Annotated in this window: 14 protein-coding genes; 9 read left to right on the top strand and 5 right to left on the bottom strand. The window is 29.2% G+C overall.

What is annotated here, in order from left to right; genetic code table 11:
• The first annotated feature begins 32 nt into the window (after positions 1-32).
• Entirely contained in the window at positions 33-3,968 is a 3,936-nt protein-coding gene (locus tag IPP08_10940) for an amino acid adenylation domain-containing protein (protein QQS66269.1), read from the top strand.
• Positions 3,969-3,984: 16 nt separating this feature from the next.
• On the opposite strand, the gene IPP08_10935 is transcribed toward IPP08_10940, so the two are convergent.
• The 3 genes from IPP08_10935 to IPP08_10925 all read right to left on the bottom strand — a co-directional run bounded on the left by IPP08_10935 (position 3,985) and on the right by IPP08_10925 (position 6,747).
• A complete protein-coding gene (locus IPP08_10935) occupies positions 3,985-4,437 on the bottom strand; it encodes a DUF1569 domain-containing protein (GenBank protein QQS66268.1) in 453 nt (150 codons plus the stop codon).
• A gap of 49 nt (positions 4,438-4,486) precedes the next feature.
• Entirely contained in the window at positions 4,487-5,425 is a 939-nt protein-coding gene (locus IPP08_10930) for an NAD-dependent dehydratase (protein QQS66267.1), read from the bottom strand.
• 71 nt (positions 5,426-5,496) lie between these two features.
• Positions 5,497-6,747, bottom strand: coding sequence for a divalent metal cation transporter (locus IPP08_10925; GenBank protein QQS67879.1), 1,251 nt, complete (start codon positions 6,745-6,747; stop codon positions 5,497-5,499).
• A 518-nt stretch (positions 6,748-7,265) separates the two neighbouring features.
• Here IPP08_10925 and IPP08_10920 point away from each other — a divergent pair.
• The gene (locus IPP08_10920; GenBank protein ID QQS66266.1) at positions 7,266-8,171 is read left to right on the top strand and encodes an ATP-binding cassette domain-containing protein; all 906 of its coding nucleotides are present in this window, start codon (positions 7,266-7,268) and stop codon (positions 8,169-8,171) included.
• Positions 8,172-8,211: 40 nt separating this feature from the next.
• Here the strand turns inward: IPP08_10920 and IPP08_10915 are convergent, their stop codons facing one another.
• A complete protein-coding gene (locus IPP08_10915) occupies positions 8,212-9,360 on the bottom strand; it encodes a glycosyltransferase (GenBank protein QQS66265.1) in 1,149 nt (382 codons plus the stop codon).
• 359 nt (positions 9,361-9,719) lie between these two features.
• Positions 9,720-10,718 (bottom strand): phosphate acyltransferase PlsX, encoded by a 999-nt coding sequence (plsX, locus tag IPP08_10910; protein QQS67878.1) that lies wholly within the window; start codon positions 10,716-10,718, stop codon positions 9,720-9,722.
• A 71-nt stretch (positions 10,719-10,789) separates the two neighbouring features.
• On the opposite strand from plsX, the gene ispE reads away from it, so the two are divergent.
• The 7 genes from ispE (at position 10,790) to IPP08_10875 (ending at position 21,570) form a co-directional block, all read left to right on the top strand.
• The gene (gene ispE / locus IPP08_10905) at positions 10,790-11,632 is read left to right on the top strand and encodes a 4-(cytidine 5'-diphospho)-2-C-methyl-D-erythritol kinase (protein ID QQS66264.1); all 843 of its coding nucleotides are present in this window, start codon (positions 10,790-10,792) and stop codon (positions 11,630-11,632) included.
• A gap of 190 nt (positions 11,633-11,822) precedes the next feature.
• On the top strand, positions 11,823-14,501 hold the full coding sequence (locus tag IPP08_10900; protein ID QQS66263.1) for a T9SS type A sorting domain-containing protein: 2,679 nt from the start codon (positions 11,823-11,825) through the stop codon (positions 14,499-14,501).
• 553 nt (positions 14,502-15,054) lie between these two features.
• The gene (locus IPP08_10895; protein ID QQS66262.1) at positions 15,055-16,179 is read left to right on the top strand and encodes a hypothetical protein; all 1,125 of its coding nucleotides are present in this window, start codon (positions 15,055-15,057) and stop codon (positions 16,177-16,179) included.
• Between the two features lie 46 nt (positions 16,180-16,225).
• On the top strand, positions 16,226-17,587 hold the full coding sequence (locus IPP08_10890; GenBank protein ID QQS66261.1) for a hypothetical protein: 1,362 nt from the start codon (positions 16,226-16,228) through the stop codon (positions 17,585-17,587).
• Positions 17,577-19,040, top strand: coding sequence for a T9SS type A sorting domain-containing protein (locus IPP08_10885; protein QQS66260.1), 1,464 nt, complete (start codon positions 17,577-17,579; stop codon positions 19,038-19,040). Before IPP08_10890 ends, IPP08_10885 begins: the two co-directional genes overlap by 11 nt.
• Complete coding sequence (locus IPP08_10880) at positions 19,037-19,693, top strand: hypothetical protein (GenBank protein ID QQS66259.1); 657 nt, start codon at positions 19,037-19,039, stop codon at positions 19,691-19,693. The genes IPP08_10885 and IPP08_10880 overlap by 4 nt, the downstream gene beginning before the upstream one ends.
• Positions 19,690-21,570: a T9SS type A sorting domain-containing protein gene (locus tag IPP08_10875; GenBank protein ID QQS66258.1), complete on the top strand. Its 1,881-nt coding sequence runs from the start codon at positions 19,690-19,692 to the stop codon at positions 21,568-21,570. The genes IPP08_10880 and IPP08_10875 overlap by 4 nt, the downstream gene beginning before the upstream one ends.
• Positions 21,571-21,576 lie beyond the last annotated feature (6 nt).

Genomic DNA, 21,576 nt, shown 5'->3' with positions numbered 1-21,576 from the left:
TGAAACAAATTTAACCTTCTTAATTTTAATTAATGAAACAAAGTATTCTTTTAGGAGATATAAAGGACGAGTTTATTGTTAATGAATCACTAAGTGATATTTTTAAAAATACTGTTAAAACCTATCCAAATAAGCTAGCTGTAGTTTTTAATGAAAAAAAAATTACTTATAAAGAACTGGATCAGTGGAGTGATGAAATTGCATCTTCCTTAATAAAGGATGGTATTAATATTGGAGATTGTATTGGGTTATGGTATCATAGAAGTATTGAATTGCATGTAGCAGTATTGGCAATTACAAAAGCTGGTGCAACATACATTCCAATTGATGTGGATATGCCTATTGATAGAGTTGAAAATATATATAATGATATAAGTTTTAAAGCAATCTTTACTGAAAAGCAAATCACATTTAATTGTAAGATATATAAAGTAACCGAATTCAAAAATAAAGAAAATCCAATACTTCCTCAAAAGCCTAAGCCTTCAAATTTCGCATATATTTTATATACATCTGGAAGTACTGGCAAACCAAAAGGGATACCAATTACTCACAGACAAATTTGCCATTTAATAAGATCTGAACAATCTATTATAAATATTTCAAAAGATGATAAAGTTTATCAAGGTTTTTCTATTTCATTTGATATGTGGTGTGAGGAGACTTGGATTAGTTATTTCGTAGGTGCAACTTTATATGTTGCAGATTCTGAGACATCTAAAGCAATTGATGAGCTATCATTTTTCCTTAAAGAAAAGGGAATTTCAGTTTTGCATGCTGTTCCAAGTTTGCTCGGAATTATGGGAACTGATATACCTACATTAAGACTGGTAAACGCTGGAGGAGAAGCATGTTCAAAGCAAGTTGTTAGTAAATGGGCAACATCAGAAAGAGAGTTTTATAACAGTTATGGACCTACTGAAACTACTGTTACTTCTTCGATGGTTAAATTAAAGCCAAATGATGAAATTTCTATTGGATTGCCCTTACCGAATTATCATTATGCAATTGTTGATGAAAATTTAAATATACTTCCAATAGGTCATTTTGGAGAGCTTGTTATAACTGGCGTGGGAGTTGGGAATGGATATATAAATTTGCCAGAATTAACTACAGAAAAATTTGTGAAAAACAAAAATTTACAAACTGATTTTCCTGGAGAAACAATTTATAGATCTGGTGATGCAGCATTAATGAAAGAAGATAATACTATTGAATTCCATGGAAGAATTGATGATCAGATAAAATTAAGAGGTTATAGAATTGAGTTAGGTGAAATTGAAAATCAAATCAGTATTATTGAAGATGTTTTAACTGCTGCAGTAACCATTAAAAAAGATAGTTTTAATCAAGACCAACTTGTTGGTTACATAATTATAAAAGATAATGTTGAATTAAATGAAACCTACATTCAGAAAAGGTTATTAAATGTTCTTCCCTCTTACATGATTCCTCAGTTGATTTTGGTTTTAGATGAGATGCCAAGATTACCAAGTGGTAAAGTTAACAGAAAATTACTTCCTACCCCCGAATCATTCCAGATTAAACAAGATGACTTAAATGATTTCAGTATTGATGAAGATAAAGGAGTTGAAGAAAAAGTAATATTGATACTTCGAAAAATATTTCCTGACAAAATTGTTAGTGTAACAAGTGATTTTTTTACCGATTTGAATGGTCATTCAATGTTAGCAGCAACTTTTGTTTCTATGTTAAGGAAAGGTGGTGGGATGAAAAATATCTCACTTAAAGATGTTTATATGAACAGACCTATTTTAAAATTAATTGATGAATGGGATAAAAAACAGATTGACAAAAAACCTACAAAAAATATCTTTATAGAAACAAATTGGTTAAGGCATGCTTTATGCGGAATAGCACAAACTATATCTTTAATTTTTGTATATGGATTATTTGCATCTCAAATATACTTACCATATTTAGGTTATTATTACATCCAAACAGAATTTGGAAGTCACATAAATGCTATATTAACTGCTCTGTCCCTTTTCTGTTTTATACCATTATTACTTTCATTATTAAGTATTTTAATAAAGTGGGTTGTAATTGGTAAATATAAGGAAGGAGTGTATCCATTATGGGGAACATATTTTTTTAGATGGTGGTTTGTTGAAAAAATTGAGCGTTTAGTTCAGATAAATTTTTTAAATGGAACACCCATTTACGGTTCTTATTTAAGATTAAGAGGAGTTAAAATTGGGAATGACTCACAAATTAGTGCTTTTAATATTACTGCTGAAGACTTAGTAGAAATAGGTGATGATGTAAGCATAAGCTCTAATGTGAACTTTAGTAATGTTGAAATTAAAAATGGTACAATAACATTTAGTAAAATAATAATAGGAAACCACGCCTATATTGGAAGTGCTTGCGTAATTGAAGGAAATACTGTTATTGAGGATTGGGGTGAACTGAAAGATTTAAGTTGTTTAAATGAAGGTAAAACAATTAAATCTAATGAAATCTGGGAAGGTAGTCCTGCTGAATTGATAAAAACTAAATCAATAAGTGAATTGCAATTACCTCTTGAAACTAAAAAAATTAAGAAGTTAGTTTATTATATTATATTTAGTTTGTTATTATTTATTTTCCCTTTTGCACTGCTTACCCCTTTATTGCCAGTACTTATATTAATTACAGAACTTGATAATAATGCTAATGATTATGATTTTTCATATTTCATTTATATGCCATTACTCTCGTTAATTTATATTGTACTTTTTTCCATTCAAACAATAATTTTAACACGATTATTACAACAAAATATTAAGTCTGGTAAATACCCAATTTATAGTTTTACATTCTTAAGAAAATGGCTTTCAGATCAACTTATATCTTTATCATTATTAGTTCTACATCAAATATTTGCTACAGTTTACATTTCAACTTTATTTAGATTACTTGGAGCTAAAATTGGAAAATATACTGAGATCTCAACAGCAAACAATGTATCTCATACATTCTTGGAAATTGGAAGTAACTCTTTTATAGCCGATAATGTTACATTAGGGGAAACTGACGTTAGGGGACAACAACTTATAATTGAAAATACTTTAATAGGAAGTAATAGTTTTGTTGGAAATAGTGCTTTAATCAGTCAAGGTTATGTTCTTAATGATGATATGTTAATAGGTGTTTTATCATTACCACCAAATGAAGAGCAAACTAAAATCCATAAATCTAAAGATTGGTTCGGTTCACCATCTATACCTCTCCCAAGAAGACAAGGTAGTGGTGACTATGATCAATCATTAACATTCAGACCAACCAAACTTATTTGGGCAGCAAGAGCAATAGTTGAGCTTATACGTTGTATACTCCCCGAAACAATTCTCCTTTGTTGTAGCACACTTTTTATAGCTTTTATTCATGATATTCTAATTGATTATTCTTGGTGGGAATTTATTATATATTTTCCATTTTATTTTTTATTCTTTATCGGATTGCCTACTCTAGTTTTTACACTTCTTCTTAAATGGATTTTTATTGGGAAGTACAAACCAAAACATATGCCTATGTGGAGTAAAGGTGTTTGGTTTAGTGAGGCTATAACTTCTATATACGAATCATTAGCCGTACCATTCTTTTTAGAGTTTACTAGGGGGACACCTTGGTTGCCTTTTTTTATGAGACTCTTTGGTTCAAAAATTGGTAAGAAAGTTTATATGGATACTACAGATATTACAGAATTTGATATGGTTGAATTGGGTGATTGTGTATCTTTAAATGAAGCGAGCGGACCACAAACTCATTTGTTTGAAGATAGAGTTATGAAAATAGGTAAAATTAAAATAGGAAGTTATTCTTCTGTTGGAACAGCAAGTATAATTTTATATGATACTGAAATTGGTGAGAATGTTAATATAGGTTCTTTATCATTACTAATGAAAGGAGAAACTTTAGAAAAAAATACTAATTGGTCTGGTTGTCCAGTTAAAAGTAATTAAGAGATAAACCTAGTTTTTAGACACCAAATTGGCTTAAATGGTGGTCTAGATGTTTGTAAAATAAATTATTCCATTCACTAGTTGTTAATGCTCCAAAAGAATGAGATTCTTTATTGTGAAAATAAGATCCACCTAACTTTTGTGTTTTTAATAAATAACTAATTAATCTTTTCTTTTCTGAGTCAAAATCTTTATCAATTTTAATAATAAATTCCTTACCAGTTGGACCATTCTGTTTATAAGGTTTTTCATTGACAACAAAATTTTTAACAAATAATTTCAACAGTATTTTCTTGAAAAAATTTGGTTTGGGATTTTTATTTTCATAAACCAATTCATAAGTTACATTGCAATGAGCTAACATTTGAGACACAGACATTTTACCCCAAAGAGGTTGAGAGTTATTATTTAACAAGTTAATTCGATTTATAATTTCACTAGTAATTTCTTTATCAAAATAATTTTTCATAGTATTAATTTGGTTTTATATTCTATTGTTTGATGTTAAATTCAATTTGTTACACTCCAATACTTTTCAATGAATCTATAGTTAATCTTACAGCTTCTTTATTTGAGGTAGGTTTGAATTCAAATTTATCAATAAATTTTGTACAATCAAAATTAAAAGGTCTATCAAATTGATACATCATTTCAGCCATTTCTTTAAGTATCGGAACAAATATTCCTAATAACTTAAGTCCCCAAATTGGTAAAACAAAAACTTTATTTTTAACATTTAACTCGTTAGCGAATAATTCAACCCATTCTCTACCTGTTAGAGAATTCATATCAACAGGAAGATTCCATATTTGGTTGTATGCTTCAGGAGTATTTCCAAGCAAAGCAGTCCCTTTTGCTAAATCAGGAGTAAAGCCCATTGTATGAACAACATCAGCATTTACAAACCATTGAGCAGATTTCCCTTTTATTAAATTATCATAAACTAAATTCATTAATAAACTATTCTGCTTTTTTATTGGACCAAAAAAATCTGGTGCTCGAGCAATGATAGCATTTAAATTACCTTCTTTAACTTTATTTAAAATAAGAAGATCTACTTCAGCTCTAACATCACCTTTTTTACTACTTGGTGAGATTTGAGAATCTTCTGTTATGCGTATTACATTGTTACCACCTATTGCATAAACATTATCAAACAATACTAACTTGCAATTATGTTTAACACAAGAATTTATTGTATTTGAAATGAAAGGGACCCATTTTTCTTGCCATACTTTTGTACTATAATCAAAACCTACAGTTACATAACAAATTTCACTCCCTTCAATTGCTTCATCAAGTTGTAACGGATTGGTAACATCAGCTGGGAATAAAGAATCTGTATCATTAATTTTAATTGGATTTCTATTAACCAACCTGATATCATTTGTATACATCATCAAAGATTTTGCTAAATCTATTCCGATTGATCCTCCTGAGCCTATAATTGTTTGCATTTGTTAATTAATTTAATTAGTACTTAAGTTTAAATTTTTAGATTCTTTTATAATATCATAATTAATTTATTCTATGTAGTTAACTGCAAATAAAGTAAAATTAAACTTGAAGCGGTCATAATAAATAATGTTATAAATCCTAAAACATTTGATTTAATACTATTTGTAAAAGTTCCCATCACTTTTTTATTATTGCAAATATGCAATATGATTGCTATCAAAACTGGAGCAGTGATTCCATAAAAAATGGCTGAATATATCAAAGCTTTAATAGGGCTTATGCCAATATAATTTAAAGATAAACCAAGCAATAATGAGATTGCAATAATTATATAAAAAGGTTTAGCCTCGTTAAATTTATTATCAAGCCCTTCTTTCCAACCAAAAGTTTCACAAAATATATATGATAAAGCTCCACTTAAAACAGGAATTGCTAACAGACCAGTGCCAATTACACCTAAAGCAAAAAGTAAATATGCAAATTCTCCAGCCAAGGGTCTTAAAGCCATTGCTGCTTGTTCTACTGTATCAATTTGATGAATACCAGATTTGTATAAAACTGTTCCTGTTGTTAAAATTATGAACCAAGCAACTATCCCCGAAAATGACATTCCAAAGTCAACATCAGCTTTCATATCGTGAATAATTTTTTTATTGACCATAAGATGATTTTTTTTATGTTTCATATCTTCAACTTCCATTGTTGCTTGCCAGAAGAATAGATAAGGAGAAATTGTTGTGCCCAAAATTCCAACTATTATACTTATAAAATTTTTATCAAACTTTATTGTTGGAATAAAAGTAGCAATTAAAATAGAAGACCAATCTTGTTTATATAAAAATGGAACAATCAAATAAACTAAAAGTACGATGCATAGATATTTAAGAATTGCAGCAATTTTTAAATAAGGTAAATAAATTATTGTAATTAGTAGAAGCAATGTAAATAAAACACTAAAATATGAAGCCTCAATTTTTGGAAATAACAAATTGCCAACTGCTCCCATTCCAGCTATATCAGCACCTATATTAAGCACAATTGCAGGGAAACTAAAAGCTAACATTAAATACAAAATTGATTTTGGATAATATTGTTTTAAAGTTCCGGTTAAGCCTTTTGAAGTAACTAAGCCAATCCTTGCACACATTTCCTGTATTGCTGCCATTAATGGAAATGAAATCAAAGTTGCCCAAAGCGTTGAAAGCCCATAAGCTGCCCCAGCTTGAGAATAAGTTGCAATCCCAGAAGGGTCGTCATCACTTGAGCCTGTAATTAAACCTGGACCTAATTTCTTCCAAAATTTAATTAGTTTATACTTAATATTATTTTTGATATTAATTTATGATGAAAAATTATGTGTAATTTTTAGGAATTTATTTGAAATGAATTTGCAACATTGAATTTACACATTTATAAAATTTTTTAACTCAATACTTATTTAATCTTAAATCTTGGTAGTTTTTATAACTTTATCAAATCCAAACTCCTAATTTGAATTTGAAATAGTATAATTAATGATGATTATTCATAAATTCTTATCTTATTCCATTTTTGATTTTCTTTTGATTATAAGGAATTAAAATATTTTTATTATAAATAGTTCCAATAAAATATATTATTTTTTTATAATTAAGATTTAAATCAATACTTGAATTAGCTTATTACTCAGAACAACTTATAAATATAAAGCAAATATACACAACTTAGAAAACAAGTAAATAAAATATAAAATTGAAAATTGATTTAAATAAATAAGCTCTAACTTTTAAATTTTAAAGATTGACTATTATTCAAAAAACAATAAACAATGAGGTTGTATATTTGTAAAATATTAATAATATGATAAAAGCAGAAAATCTAAATAAAAAATTTGCAACTGTTCATGCTGTTAAAAATGTATCTATTTCAGCACAAAAAGGTGAGATATATGGGCTTATAGGTCCTAATGGTGCTGGGAAGTCAACAACTATTAGGATGATAACTAACATAGTGCAGCCCGATAGTGGGAGCATAACATATAATAATGAGATATTCTGTGATAAAATTAGAGATAATATAGGCTATATGCCAGAAGAGAGAGGATTATATCAGAAGTCAAAAATACTTGAAACTATAATTCATTTTGCAAAGTTAAAGGGTATGGATAGTAATGATGCAAAAACTAAATCTGAGAATTGGTTAAAAAGATTTTCAATAGAAAAAGCTGAAACAAGACGTATTGAAGAGCTTTCTAAGGGGAATCAACAGAAAGTTCAGTTAATTATTTCATTAATTCATGAACCAGAATATATAATATTAGACGAACCAGCTTCTGGACTTGACCCAGTAAATCAAGAATTACTAAGAGAAATTATTAACCAGTTAAGAGATGAAGGAAAAACAATTCTATATTCAACTCATCAAATGGAACTTGCAGAAAAACTCTGCAACAGAATTGCTTTAATTAATAAAGGTGAAATTGTAATTGAAGGTACAATTAAGGAAGTTAAATCTAAATACGGAAATAAAAATATATTATTGGAATTCGAAGGGGATGGTAAGTTTATTAGCTCATTGAATGGAATTGAAAAAGCTGATATTTATATGAACTATGCTGAGTTAACATTAAAAGGGAATTCAAATTTAAATGAAATAATATCTCAGGTTTATGATAAAATAACAATCTCTAAAATTGAATTAGTTCAACCATCCCTTAAAACTATTTTTATTGAAACAGTAGGCAAGCAAAGCTTAGAATCTAATTAAAGTGTAAAATATATATTTTATTATTAGTTAATTATATTGATTATTCAATTATCTGATTATCAATTAATATATCAACTACTTTATATGCAGCATCTGGGCTTGAAATCCTTAAAGCATTTTCTTTCATTTTATTTAATTGAATTTCATCTTCAATTATTTTATCAATTTTATAAGCTAATGTAGATAGATTATTAGATTTAATTGCAGCTCCTTGTTCAGTAATAAAATCTGCATTATAAACTTCTTGACCTGGAATAGGATTAACAACAACAAAAGCAAGTCCTTTAGCCATTGCTTCGGCAGTTGTAGATCCTCCTGGTTTCCCAACAACTATATCAGCAGCTGACATATATTCAACCATTTTTGTTGTGTATCCAATAATATCGAAAGTTAAATTATCAATTTTTCCATTTTCAACAGCAATATCAATTAGCTCCTGAAGTCGTAATTTTATACTTTCATTCTTACCACAGATTACAACTATATGTGCTTTCTTAGTCATTCTCATTAATGATTCTATCAAGTAATCAGCTGTTAAACCATGTCCAAAACCGCCAGCAGAAATGAGAATTATTTTATCTTTAAGTGGTAAATTTAAAATGCTTCTAGCTTCAGATTTATCTAATTTATTCATGAAGGCAGGATCTATTGGAATGCCTGTTGTAGATATTTTTTCATCGAGTATTCCAACTGATATTAAGTGTTCTTTAACTTCATCTGTAGGCACAAAATACCGATCAACATTTTTACATAACCAAAGAGCGTGTGCATGATAATCAGTAATTACAATAGATAATTTACAACTAATTTTTTCATTTTCAATCAAATCGGAGATTACAGATGCTGGAAGGAAATGAGTACAAACAACATAATCTGGGTCAAGTATCTTTAGTAATTTGACAAGTTTTCTAGAGTTCATTTTATCTATACTAGACCTTGAAGAGTTGTTCTTCCAAGGTTTATCTAAATTTTTATAAACCCATCCAACAATATCCGGAACATTCCTAATTAAATCGAAATATGTTTCTGCATAAAATTTTCTAAATGTTTTTGGCATGAACTGAAGTGCATCAATATGGTAAATTTGACGGGTAGCATTTTTATTTCCAAATGCTGTTACCAATGCTTCAGCTACTCTTAAATGACCACCCCCTGATGAAGCTGAAATAACTAAAACTTTATTGAACATTTTTGTAATTATTTTATTGTGTCAAATATTGAGTAATTGAAAAGGATAACAAAATAAAATTGAAAATTTAATCTTTATTTATCAATTCTAAAAAATTTAATTTCAAACTCTTCAATACTTCGAATAAATAATTTTTCAACTCCTAATTTGGTATACAATACAAAAACTGAACCTTCATTTGAGTTTGTGCAATCTATTACCTCAGCTAATTTTATATACTCTTGTTTATTCTTTAAATTGATATAAAAGGTGGGCACTATTGAATTTAGTATTTTTAAATTATGATTAATAAAGATATTTGTTAAATTGATAAAAAAAATAAGAGAATAAACTTAAACTATATTTAATTATAAAATTAACTAATTTGATAATTCCTCTGCAATCCGCATATTTACTTGCTTTATTACCATCTCTCTTGCTTTCAAAATCATGTTCTTCATTGCTTTTTCATTAGAAGATCCGTGCCCAATAATAGTAACTCCATTAACACCTAATAATGGAACACCTCCATATTCTTGATAATCTAATTCTTCTAATACTTTTTTTAAAGTACCCTTTGAAAGTCCTGTAATTATTTTATTAAACAAGCTCTTTTTAGAAAATTCTACGAGTTTTGTTTTCAATAGTTTAGGTATACTTTCGGTTAATTTGAGAACTACATTGCCAGAAAATCCATCACAAATAATTACCCTAGCTTTGTTACCAAGAATATCTCTTCCTTCAACATTTCCAACAAAATTAAGTTTGCTTTGTTTTATAAGTTTGTAAGCTTCTTGGGTTCTTTCATCTCCTTTACTTTCTTCTTCACCAACGCTTAAAAGAGCAATAGTTGGGTTTATATATCCTAAAATTTGTTCAGCATAAATGCTTGTCATAACAGCAAATTCATAAAGATTTTGTGGCTTTGTATCAACGTTTGCACCAACATCAGCAACTACAGTAAAACCTTGTGTTGAAGGAAATAAAGCTGCTATTGTTGGTCTTGATACACCATTGATTCTTCCAAGAATTAAAGTTGATGCTGCCATTACTGCACCAGTATTTCCTGCTGAAATAAAAGCATCAGCTCCTGAATCTTTATGTAAATTGATCCCTTTTACAATAGAACTTTCTCTTTTTGATCTTACAGCTAAAGCGGGTTCATCTTTCATTGTAATTACATCAGATGCATGATGAATTGTAATTCTTGATTTATCATAATTATTATGTTTTGATAACTCAAAATTCAACTTATCTTTATCACCAACTAAAATAATATCAAAATCAGTTTCCTTAGAATCTTTAATAGATTTGATTGACCCAGTAATATCTGCAATTGGAGCATTATCAGAGCCCATTGCATCAACAGCTATTTTGATTTTATTAGACATAATTATTATTTATCTTGCAAAAATAATTTTATTTAATTATTAATTTGATTAAAACTAGAATGATACATAAATCTCCTGCTAAAATAAACCTTGCACTTGAAATATTGAACCGTAGAGATGATGGTTATCATAATATTATTTCTTTATTTTCAACTGTAAATTTATTTGATGAGTTAAAAATAGAAAATCTATCAACTGGTTTAATTCGATGTATAGTAAATGGTAACGATAAATTATCTACTGAAATAGATAATTTATGTATTAGTGCTGCTAAATTGTTAAGAGAAACTGCAAACAACAATTTGCTTGGAGCTGAAATCTTATTGAAGAAAAATATTCCAATTGGTGCTGGTTTGGGTGGTGGAAGTAGTGATGCTGCAACTACATTGATTATATTGAACGAAATTTGGAAACTAAATTTAAGTATTTCAGATTTAAAAGAACTTGCATTTAAATTAGGAAGTGACGTACCATATTTTATAGAAAAAGGATTAGTGGAAGTTAGTTCAAGAGGTGAAGTTATTAAAAAAATACATATAAAATTACCTTATACTGTTTTGCTTGTTAACCCAGGAATTCATATACCAACAGTATGGGCTTACAATTCTTTAATTATAAATTTAAAAAAAGAAAATTTAAATCTAGAAAATTTATTGTTTGAAGCAGTCAATGATGTAAGTTTATTTAAAAAATATTTTGTGAATGATTTTGAAAATGTAGTGTTCAAAGAGTATCCTGGTATAAAAAAAATAAAAGATCAAATGTACGATAACGGATCTTTTTTTAGTTTAATGAGTGGAAGTGGTTCAACTGTTTTTGGGTTATTTGAAGATTTTGAAAAAGCTAATTTGGCTAAGCAAAATTTTGATAATTGTTTTACATATGTATGCAATTTTATTTAAAAAAGTAAACTTAAAAAAACTAAATTATTAATTGTAACATATAGATACAAATATTTTTAATTTTTCTTTGTTTTCTTATTTATAAAAGTTATAGATTTGCTTATATTGCTTTAAGGGGAATTCCTTTTAGTATAATTTAATAGATTTTATAATTTCAAACTATAAAGCTAACTGGGCAACCAAATCATTTATGATTAAATTTTCACTATTTACAAAAAAATCAATGTTGCTTATAGTTGCATTGACATTATCGGTAACAGCATCTAATGCACAACCATCATGGGGATTAAATCCTACTTCTGGTACAATATTGTCACCTGGAATTTCTGTGGTTTCTTCAATGGCTCAGTTCAATAACGTTCATCCATTTCCTCCTTATGCTCCAAATGGTGATCCTTCAACAGGGTTCAATATGGATACATACGTTCTTACTGTTGTTGATGTAAGAAATAGACCTGCAACAGGACCAGATAACTGGAATGCACTTAAATATGTAAATGATTCCTGGAAGTTTAGCAACATTGGGTCTATTTTTGGTTTAGCAACAGATAATAATGAGAATATTTATGTAACTGCAACTTCTTCTTTTAGTTCAGGTTATATGATTAATGGAAGAAATGGTACTTTTTCTGGAACAAATGGATTTCAACCATTGGGTATTACACCTTATGGATTTGGTGGACCCGGAGCTGTGTATAAGATTAATGCAGTTACTGGGGCTGTAACTTTGTTTGCTTCTTTGCCACAACAGAGTTCTTTACCTATTTATGATCAATCTAATGTTGGTCCTGTAGTTCAAGGAACTGATACTTTTTATTATGCTAATGACAGAGTAAAAACAGGTCCAGGATTAGGTAATATTGCATACGATTGGTCGAATAACCAGTTTTTTGTTTCCAATATGGAAGATGGTAGAATTTATAGAATTAGCAACACAGGTACAGTTCTTGGTGCTTATGATCCTTTAATGCCAGATAATGGATTAGCTGGTTTTGCACCACTTGGTGAGAGAATTTGGGGTTTAGGTGTAAAAGGAAATAGACTATTTTATAGTGTATGGGTTGAAAATAATGGGAATAGAAATGCAATTAGTCAAAACGAAATTCGCTCTGTAAAATTAGATGCCTCAGGGAATTTTATTTCAGCTACTGATCAATTGGAAGTAACTATGCCTTCAATTGCTTTTCCAGGAACAACATATTCAAATCCAGTTTCGGATATTGAGTTTTCTCAAAATGGTAAAATGTTAGTATCAGAAAGAACAATGTTAGCAAGTTCAGCGCTTCGTGCTCATGCTGCCCGAGTTTTAGAGTTTAGCCCATTAGCAGGTAGTTCTTGGAGCGTTCCTAAGGAATTTCATGCTGGTTCTCCAAATCCTGATCCTCGAAATAGTACTTCAGGTGGTTCAGATTATGGATATCTAAATTATAGTCGTAATTCAGGAGTATCTGGTTGCGATAGTATACTTTGGATGGGAGCTGATGCAATGAGGTTTAGTTTAGAAGATGGATTTCCTTTGCCTCCAGGATTTACATTTTATGGTATCTTTGGAATTCAAGGCACTCCAGTTACAGGTAACACTAGAGCAAATTTATATACTTCAAGTAATTTTGTTGATATTGATAATTTATTTAATGCAGCAACAAAAGCTCAAATGGGTGATGTGGATGTATTTAGAGTTTATCCAATGGTCTCTGGGGCAAGTGTCTCAGAAGTTTGTATAGACAAACCATTTACTCTTAGTGCTAATGTTAAAGATAATCCTCCATTTATTGTAACTCCATTTACTTACCAATGGTATCGTGAAGAAGCTCCAGGAACTCTTATTCCAGTTGGTTCCTTGGGTACAATACCTAGTGGAACTGGTTCATTCTCAATTAGTACAACACTTACAGGAACTTCAGGTGATGTTGGAAAAAGATTCTTTATAAAACTTAACTATGATGGGAATACTTGTTCAGTTTTAGATTCTACTAAAGCATGTCAATCAGGAAAAGATTGTTGCCCAAATCCAAAAATAGGACTAACTTTATCACCAGACAATAGGGTGATTGGTTCTAATGCAACAATTACAGCAAATGTTACAGGAATTACCGCACCGTTTACTTATAGATTTTTCCGTGAAGATTCTCCTGGTGTTCGTACTCCTATAACTGTTTTAAATACAGTTTCTTCAGGAGTAGATCCTTTTGTTTTAAGCTATAGTTTTGTATATGCTGCAATTGATTTAGGAAATAAAAAATATATTTTAGAAATCAATAAAGAAGGTTGTATTGCCGAGGCTGGAATTTTACCAGTTGAACTAACTTCTTTTACCGCTAATTTAGATTATCAGATTGTTTCTTTAAATTGGTCAACAGCTTCTGAAGTAAACAATGCTGGATTTGAAATTGAAAGAAATTATAATGGTATTTGGGAAAAAATTGGGTTTATCAAAGGATTTGGTACCACTTATGAATCACATATTTATAAAGAAACTAATGATGTATCAAATTTGATTGAAAATCAAGTTGCTTTTGTTGATTATCGTTTAAAAATAATGGATATTGATGGTAAGTCAAATTATTCAGATTCTAGAAGAGTGTTACTTTCTAAAAATGAAGAGTTTGGAGTTACTTTATCTCAAAATATTCCAAATCCATTTAATAAAGAATCTGTGATTGAATACTCAGTTAAGAATGAAGGAAGAGTTGCACTTGATATATATGATATGCAAGGTAAGTTTGTTAGCAATTTAGCAAATGGAGTAAAGCTACAAGGTAAATATAAAGTAACTTTAAATTCAGATGGTTTAAATTCTGGAATGTACTATTATCGACTAAATGTTAATGGTAAAATTCTTATGAAATCATTAGCAATAACAAAATAGGTTCTTTAAAATATTTTAAAGTTTTTATATAACCGTTTGAAATGAAAATTTTAAACGGTTTTTTTTTTAGCTATATTTTGATTTAAAAAATTATTTTCATTTGTATTATAAAATAATTAAATTAAATAATGCATTACAAATATTTGAATTATTCCTAAATGCTCAAAGCACGATTTTATATAGCTTTGAAGAGATTTGAAAAATATAATTTTGATAATTTTTTATTAAAACATATTTTTGAATTACCTGAAAAAATAATCTAAAGTTTTTCTAATAAAATAATTTGACTAATTGATATTGGAAAGTATTTTTATAAAGCTTATAAAAATATCATTGTCAATTTAAAAAAATAAGTTACGTTGTGTTTGTAGAATTGAATTTTTTGAACCCTAATTCAGAAGTACCAATTTCACGACATCCAATTTTAATTAGAGTTATAAATTAAAATTTATTCCTAAAATAAGTTTTAATTAAAATGTCAAAAGGACTTTAATTTATTTTCCTTGCCGTGTTTGTTTTAAATAAATTAATCTAAATTATTTTACAAACCCCTATGTTAAAAACCTATTTTAAAGGCACTCATTTAGTGACCTCAAACTCTGTTCTAGAAAAAATAGAGCAACTTAAAGAAATGTTAAGTTCAATAAGTGAACGATTAGCCACTAAATTAAATAACTCATTCCCCAAAAAAAACAATGAATGTACCCATTTAAAATGCTTTAGAAATGAATTCCATTATTTAAAAAATTTTGAACTTAAAATTTTCACTTCATCAATAATCATCAAACCTCGAATTTATAAGTCTCGATTATTATTTTTTAGTTTTAAATTTCAAGTTCAAACAATCTTAATAATATCAACAATTTTCAGTAACAAAAATATTTGTTTAGCCCAAAGCAAAGAGCCTAATATCAAAAAAAATGATTCTGAATTAAAAAATAATCCAAGTGCAAATTTTATAAATCCTTTAAAGGATATTAAGTTGCAAAATGAAAAAAATGGAAACACAAATTTGAATTCACAATCTCAAATTGTAGTAATTGACAAGGTTCCAGGCTTTTCAGGTGGATTTGATATGGTGATTAATCAACATTTCCAGTCAGCCTTTGGAGTAAGTAATGAGTATTGGGGCTCACCACACTTCCATAATGCATTGCCTTTTATTTCAGATTTAAGAAGTAAACCTATTTATAATAATCCATTATTTATGATTGGGAATGGGAATGAAGATGATAGAAGAAACGCTTTTGAAGTTTCATATAACGGACATTCTATAGTTTCAGATGTAAATGGACCCGGAACAGCAACATCATTCACACAAAGAGGATCAATTCAAGGAGCAACTTATGTTGATAACGTAATATATGCTTGGGGAAGGTCTGCTAATATTAATCCTACAAGTTTTGGTACTTATAAAATTTTTAGTGCACCTGATGAAGATCCACTGACTAAAATGACGTTTCTCCCTGGAGTACATAAAGTTGTTTTAAACCTCATTGACAAATATGGTAATAAGTCGGAACTTAGTGATATGTGCCCTGTTGTAACTTCAGAGCATCCTTGCTATATTCCTTGTATAACAAACGTTGCAAAAAATTCTTTCTATGTAGAAATATTTGATAACAACTGTATAAGACAAGATGGATCGTTTAGTTTTATTGTAACTGGAAGACCATAGCAATTTACATCCTAATAATTTATAAAAATCATAAAATACAACCCTAATGAAAAATTCAACAATAAAAATTATATCTATATATTTTGCTTTATCAATAATTGGAATATCTCAATTAGAATCACAAATACAAACCAGAGGCTGCTCACAACTTTTTGTAGGATGTTTAGAAGGTGATATAAATGGATCTAATGGATACAGATCATTGCCATTATCTATTACTGGACTAATTCAAGACAATAATCCATTATTAAGATTTTCTGCATTTTCTGGAAATGGTACATCTAGAGTAAGAACATTAGAGTGCGATTTGGGAATTGGGAATATGAATGAAACATCAACTTTTTCTGGGATTTATGACGCAACACTTAGGGCTGGGGATAATTCTGAAGATTTAATACTTACCTTAAGAGGTAAAGAACCTGGTGCAGTTAGATTAGGTACTAACTTTACAACCGGGAACTCACTTTCCGATGACATTGAAAGAATGACAGTTTACAATTTTGGATGGGTTGGAATTGGGACTGAAGATTCATCAAATGCATTTAAACCTGGGATGCCAAATCAACAGTTAAGACCAATTCTCGCGAAAGGTGAGTTAAAAGCTCAAAGTTTGCTTCATTTACATCAACCAAATGGTTATTATGGTGAAAATTTATTAACCTTATCTTCAAAATATCCAAACCTAGAAGATGCAAATTTCCTTGGAATTAACTATGCAACTTTTGGATTAGCAATAAGGAACAAAAATAATGTTATTATTGGGTATAATTGGAATGACAAAGCTGCTTTACCTACAAACCCTATAAAACCTTGCAATGATTTAGATAAAGGTGATGGGAATTATTTAGATTTAGCAAATCATGTGGAAAATATCAACAAAACTTTTTGTGGGGATTTTATAAGACTTAGTGAAAAAAGGGGGATAATGTTTTTTACTGGAAAAGAGCTTACACCCACAACAACAGAAGTTAAAGAACGAGTTAGAATTACTGAAGATGGAAAAGTTGGTATTGGTGTATCAAATCCAAAGCGCGAACTTGTTGTGAATGGTACTGCATGTATGAAAGAGGTGTTTGTACAACTACCACCAACAACTGGTCAGTCTGCTAATGATTGTTGGTATCCAGATTATGTTTTCGAAAAGGATTATAGGATAATGCCATTATCTGAATTAGAAAAATATGTAAGAACTGAAAAACATTTGCCAAATGTACCGAGTTCACAAGATATAGAAAATGCTGGGGGAGTACCAGTTGGGGCATTGCAAGTAAATATGTTAAAACAACTTGAAGAACTTACATTACACGTAATTTCCCAAAACAAACGTATTACAGAAATTGAAGAAAATAACAAATCATTAATTGATAAACTATCAAACCTACTATCAAAACAATTCAATGAAAAATAGAATAATAATAACAACAATTATAATGTTGGTATATGGATTTGGAAAAATGTATTCACAAAGTGACAGCAATGATGTTTATTGGGATAGTACAATATCACCATTTCGAGAATTACAAAGTAATTCAGACATAAAGTCTATGATAACAACAAATGATAGTGCAATAATAATAGGTGGATACTTACTTGGTTCAATAGCAGAAAGTTTGGGATTAAAGAGGATAATTATTTATAAAGAAGGAATTTGGTCTTCTTTAAACAAACCAATTTCAGAACCAAATGGAATTGTTAATTGTTTGTTGATTAAAAATAATGAGTTGTATGTAGCAGGTAACTTTGATAGCGTAGGTAATAAAAGAGCAAGAAGTATTACAAAATGGAATGGTTCATCGTGGGATACTTTAGGAGGAGGAGTAAATGGGGTAATAACTTCAATGAAAATTTTTGAGAATCAATTATATGTTGCTGGAAGATTTGATAGTGCAGGAAATATCAAAGCAAAGAATATTGCAAGTTGGAACGGTACAAATTGGATTGCATTAGGGAAAGGAATTCGTGGAATTATAGATAAAGATTACCAATTTAAAACAACTGAATATGTAAATACAATGTTAGTAAGCGAGTCTAATTTATTTGTAGCAGGTGTATTTGATTCAGCAGGAGAATTTAGTGCAAAAAACATATCAAAGTGGAATGGAGTAAATTGGTCTGCCATAGGAGGAGGATTAAATGGTCCTGTTAATTGTATTGAGAAGATAGGAAAAACAATTTTCATTGGTGGAGAATATGATACTATAAATTCAACTATACGGGCAATTAGTATTTCTAAATGGGATAGTGTAAATGGTTGGGCAAATTTAGGTACAGGACCAAAACACCCAGGAATAGTTGGAGTAACTTCTATCAATAGTATGAAATCAGTAAATGGTAAGTTGTATATAGGTGGATATTTTACATCAATATCAGATACAATAGCAAATTATATAGCAATATGGAATGGATCAAAATGGGGAAGGTTAGGATCTGGATTAGATGACGCACCATACTCAATTGAGGTAGGGAAAACTGGATTATTTGTTAGTGGAAGTTTTAGAAAAGCAGGAAATATAAATTCATCAGCAATTGCAAAATGGAGATTAGAAAAAGATACAACAAATAATGGCTATATCAAATCTATTGATAAACCACAAATTGATAGAAATCAAAAATTAAAAGAGAATTTCCCCCAACCATTCAAAGAAGAAACAAAATTCTATGTAAACTTAGAAGAACCCAAAGAAGTAACAATAAGTGTATTAAATGATAAGGGACAGTTAATAGAAATAATATTCAAAGGATTAATTGAAGGAGAAAAAGAGTTTAAGTGGAGTGGAAAAGGAGAATCAAATGGGATATATTATTACAGAATAACAGGAAACGGAATTGATGAAACCAAAAAATTTGTATTAGTAAAATGAGGAAAATTTACTTGATGTTTCTATTTATAATTTTTATAAAAGGAGTATTATTTGGGAGTAACAATTTAACAAATAATCTTGATAGCACTATTAATGACAGTTTAAATAATGTGTATCAAAAGCATATTAATTCTTTAAATACAAAATCGATTTATTTATACGAATTTTCATTGGGTATCCACAACCCAAATGCAACTTTAGATAGAAATTTTCTTCATGATAAAGCTAATTCAATTGTTCTAAGCACATCTTTGAAATTTCCATTGTATAAAGATTTGTGGAGGTTTGAAACAGGTATTTATATGTATAACGGAACTAAGATAAATATTTGGGGTTCTAGTGATAAAAGATATGAATTTACTGAGTTTGGTTTTATATTTGGATTCGAATTGAAATTGATTACAATGGGAAAATTTAATGTAGTATTAAGCCAAAAGTCGGTTAATTCCTTTGATTCATTTACCTTTCCAATATCAAATTTATTAAGTGGGTTTTCGTTGAGTTATTATTTAACAAAAAATGTTTCAATTGGTTTTTCTATGGAACTTTTCTATAACATTATTGAATGGTTCACTAGTACAAGTTTTACTACTGGTTACCAACCAACAGCTATTTACCGAATATTCTACAACTTAAATTTAAATTCGAAATGAAATCAATTATTGTAGGCATTGCACTAATATTTAACTTTAATATACTCTTTGCACATAAGGAATATACCCATCAGTTTATAACAAGAGAGGCATACAAACTTTTAAGATTTGAGTTAGGAAAAGACATTGATGTACTGAAAGATTATCTAAATTTGATTGAGAATTCACAATCTGACCCATGTTTAGGAAATGAGAAAACATACCCATATTTATGTGGAAATGTTACTGGTGGATGTTGGGCAGAAGATCAGCAAGATCCTGTGTACAAATTGGATGTTGGGTTGCTAGCATCTGCTTGGGTTTCAATATCACATTTTTGGAATTCAGATGAAGGGAAAGATTCTAAAGTAGATTTGGGGACAATTTGGTTTACACATTTTGAATCAAAAAAAGGAGTAAATGCTTACAGAAAAGCAATTTATTATATGGGTGGTCTATGGGATATGAAATTGAATATTGGTAATAAAGACTATAAAATTTATTACAGAGGACTTGCAAATTTTTTGAAATATGGGGATGTAGTAAATGTAAATACCAGTCGAACAGTAAATTTTGAAACATTAATTGGAATATCTCCAAATAATCTTAGAGTAAGAAAAGAAATAGTATTTAATATTCTTGGAAGAGTAGTACATTTATTACAAGATATGGGTGTTCCAGCTCATGTTCATAATGAACAACATGCATGTACTTTATTTTCAAGCAACACAGGTTTTCAAAACTGTGATCCATTCGAACAAATGATGGATGTTGAAGGTATTAAAGATCCATACGCTGAAAACATATCAGATTGGTTAGATCCAAGATATTGGAGTTGGAATAAAGTATTAATAAAAAAAGGAGGGAAAGTAAAAATTAATTGTAATGAACCAATAACATTTTTAATGTACACTGCAAATCAAATAACAGACCATTTTGCAAGTCGAGAACATGATGGTGATGATAAATATGAACATATAGGTGAAATCGATTACATATTGAGTAAAGCTACCGGTCCAACCAAAAAATCATTTTATACATCAATTGATAATTTGAATCCACCTCTGGTGAATATGGCTAAAGATAAAGATGGACTAATTGGAGTTAGAGATGCAGTTTTTACTTACTCAATCCGGGCAACAGCATCATTACTACTAAAATTTGCTTGTGATGCAGGATTGTTAGATGAATTTACTAATAGTAATATATATACAGGATTAGCAGATTATAAAACTGAAGATCAATTCTATCCAAGTGCATTTGGAAATGATGTTAAATTATCAGGCTACTATTATGAGTTCCAAGCAAAGCGAAGTGTGATAGCAGGAAAAATTGGTTCAAATTCAAATCATACATTAACAATAGAGGATAAAACAATTGCAGATTTACATGCTGGAGGTTTGGTAAATCTAAGGGCAGGATTTCATGCTACAGCAGGAATAGAAGCAACATCACATTTATATATCTCTCCACCAAGTTACTGTTGCAATACGAATACAACCACCATAGAGCTGAGCACAAATTTAAACAAACAAACAGAGGAAGAAATTCAAACAAATCCAGTATTAAAGTTCGAATTAAAAGAAATGCCAATATTGCCAAATGGAGTAAAATTTAAAGAGAAAACAAGTTCAAGTGAATTTACAATAACAGCATATCCAAACCCATTATCGAAGGAAACAAGGATAGAATATACAGTTCCATCAAAATGTAAATTAAGGATAATAATCACAAATACAAATGGAGAAGAGATAAAGAAAATAGTATCAGAAAGTAATCATGGAAAAGGGAAATATGAGGTGGATTGGAATGTAGAAAAAGAAGAAAGTGGAGTATATTATTGTGTATTAAGTTCAGAAGGAAAACAGTATGTAAAAACGTTGATATTAAAAAAATAAAAATAC

The sequence above is a fragment of the Chlorobiota bacterium genome, from assembly GCA_016700335.1.
Taxonomy (GTDB): domain Bacteria; phylum Bacteroidota; class Ignavibacteria; order OLB7; family OLB7.
Note: the sequence above shows the minus strand (reverse complement) of the source record. Positions and strands in the feature narration are given on the sequence as shown.

Excerpts from the sequence above, each read along its gene's own strand:
- IPP08_10940 (QQS66269.1), top strand. The coding sequence starts at position 33 with ATGAAACAAAGTATTCTTTTAGGAGATATAAAGGACGAGTTTATTGTT.
- IPP08_10935 (QQS66268.1), bottom strand. The coding sequence starts at position 4,437 with ATGAAAAATTATTTTGATAAAGAAATTACTAGTGAAATTATAAATCGA.
- IPP08_10930 (QQS66267.1), bottom strand. The coding sequence starts at position 5,425 with ATGCAAACAATTATAGGCTCAGGAGGATCAATCGGAATAGATTTAGCA.
- IPP08_10920 (QQS66266.1), top strand. The coding sequence starts at position 7,266 with ATGATAAAAGCAGAAAATCTAAATAAAAAATTTGCAACTGTTCATGCT.
- IPP08_10915 (QQS66265.1), bottom strand. The coding sequence starts at position 9,360 with ATGTTCAATAAAGTTTTAGTTATTTCAGCTTCATCAGGGGGTGGTCAT.
- ispE (QQS66264.1), top strand. The coding sequence starts at position 10,790 with ATGATACATAAATCTCCTGCTAAAATAAACCTTGCACTTGAAATATTG.
- IPP08_10900 (QQS66263.1), top strand. The coding sequence starts at position 11,823 with ATGATTAAATTTTCACTATTTACAAAAAAATCAATGTTGCTTATAGTT.
- IPP08_10895 (QQS66262.1), top strand. The coding sequence starts at position 15,055 with ATGTTAAAAACCTATTTTAAAGGCACTCATTTAGTGACCTCAAACTCT.
- IPP08_10890 (QQS66261.1), top strand. The coding sequence starts at position 16,226 with ATGAAAAATTCAACAATAAAAATTATATCTATATATTTTGCTTTATCA.
- IPP08_10885 (QQS66260.1), top strand. The coding sequence starts at position 17,577 with ATGAAAAATAGAATAATAATAACAACAATTATAATGTTGGTATATGGA.
- IPP08_10880 (QQS66259.1), top strand. The coding sequence starts at position 19,037 with ATGAGGAAAATTTACTTGATGTTTCTATTTATAATTTTTATAAAAGGA.
- IPP08_10875 (QQS66258.1), top strand. The coding sequence starts at position 19,690 with ATGAAATCAATTATTGTAGGCATTGCACTAATATTTAACTTTAATATA.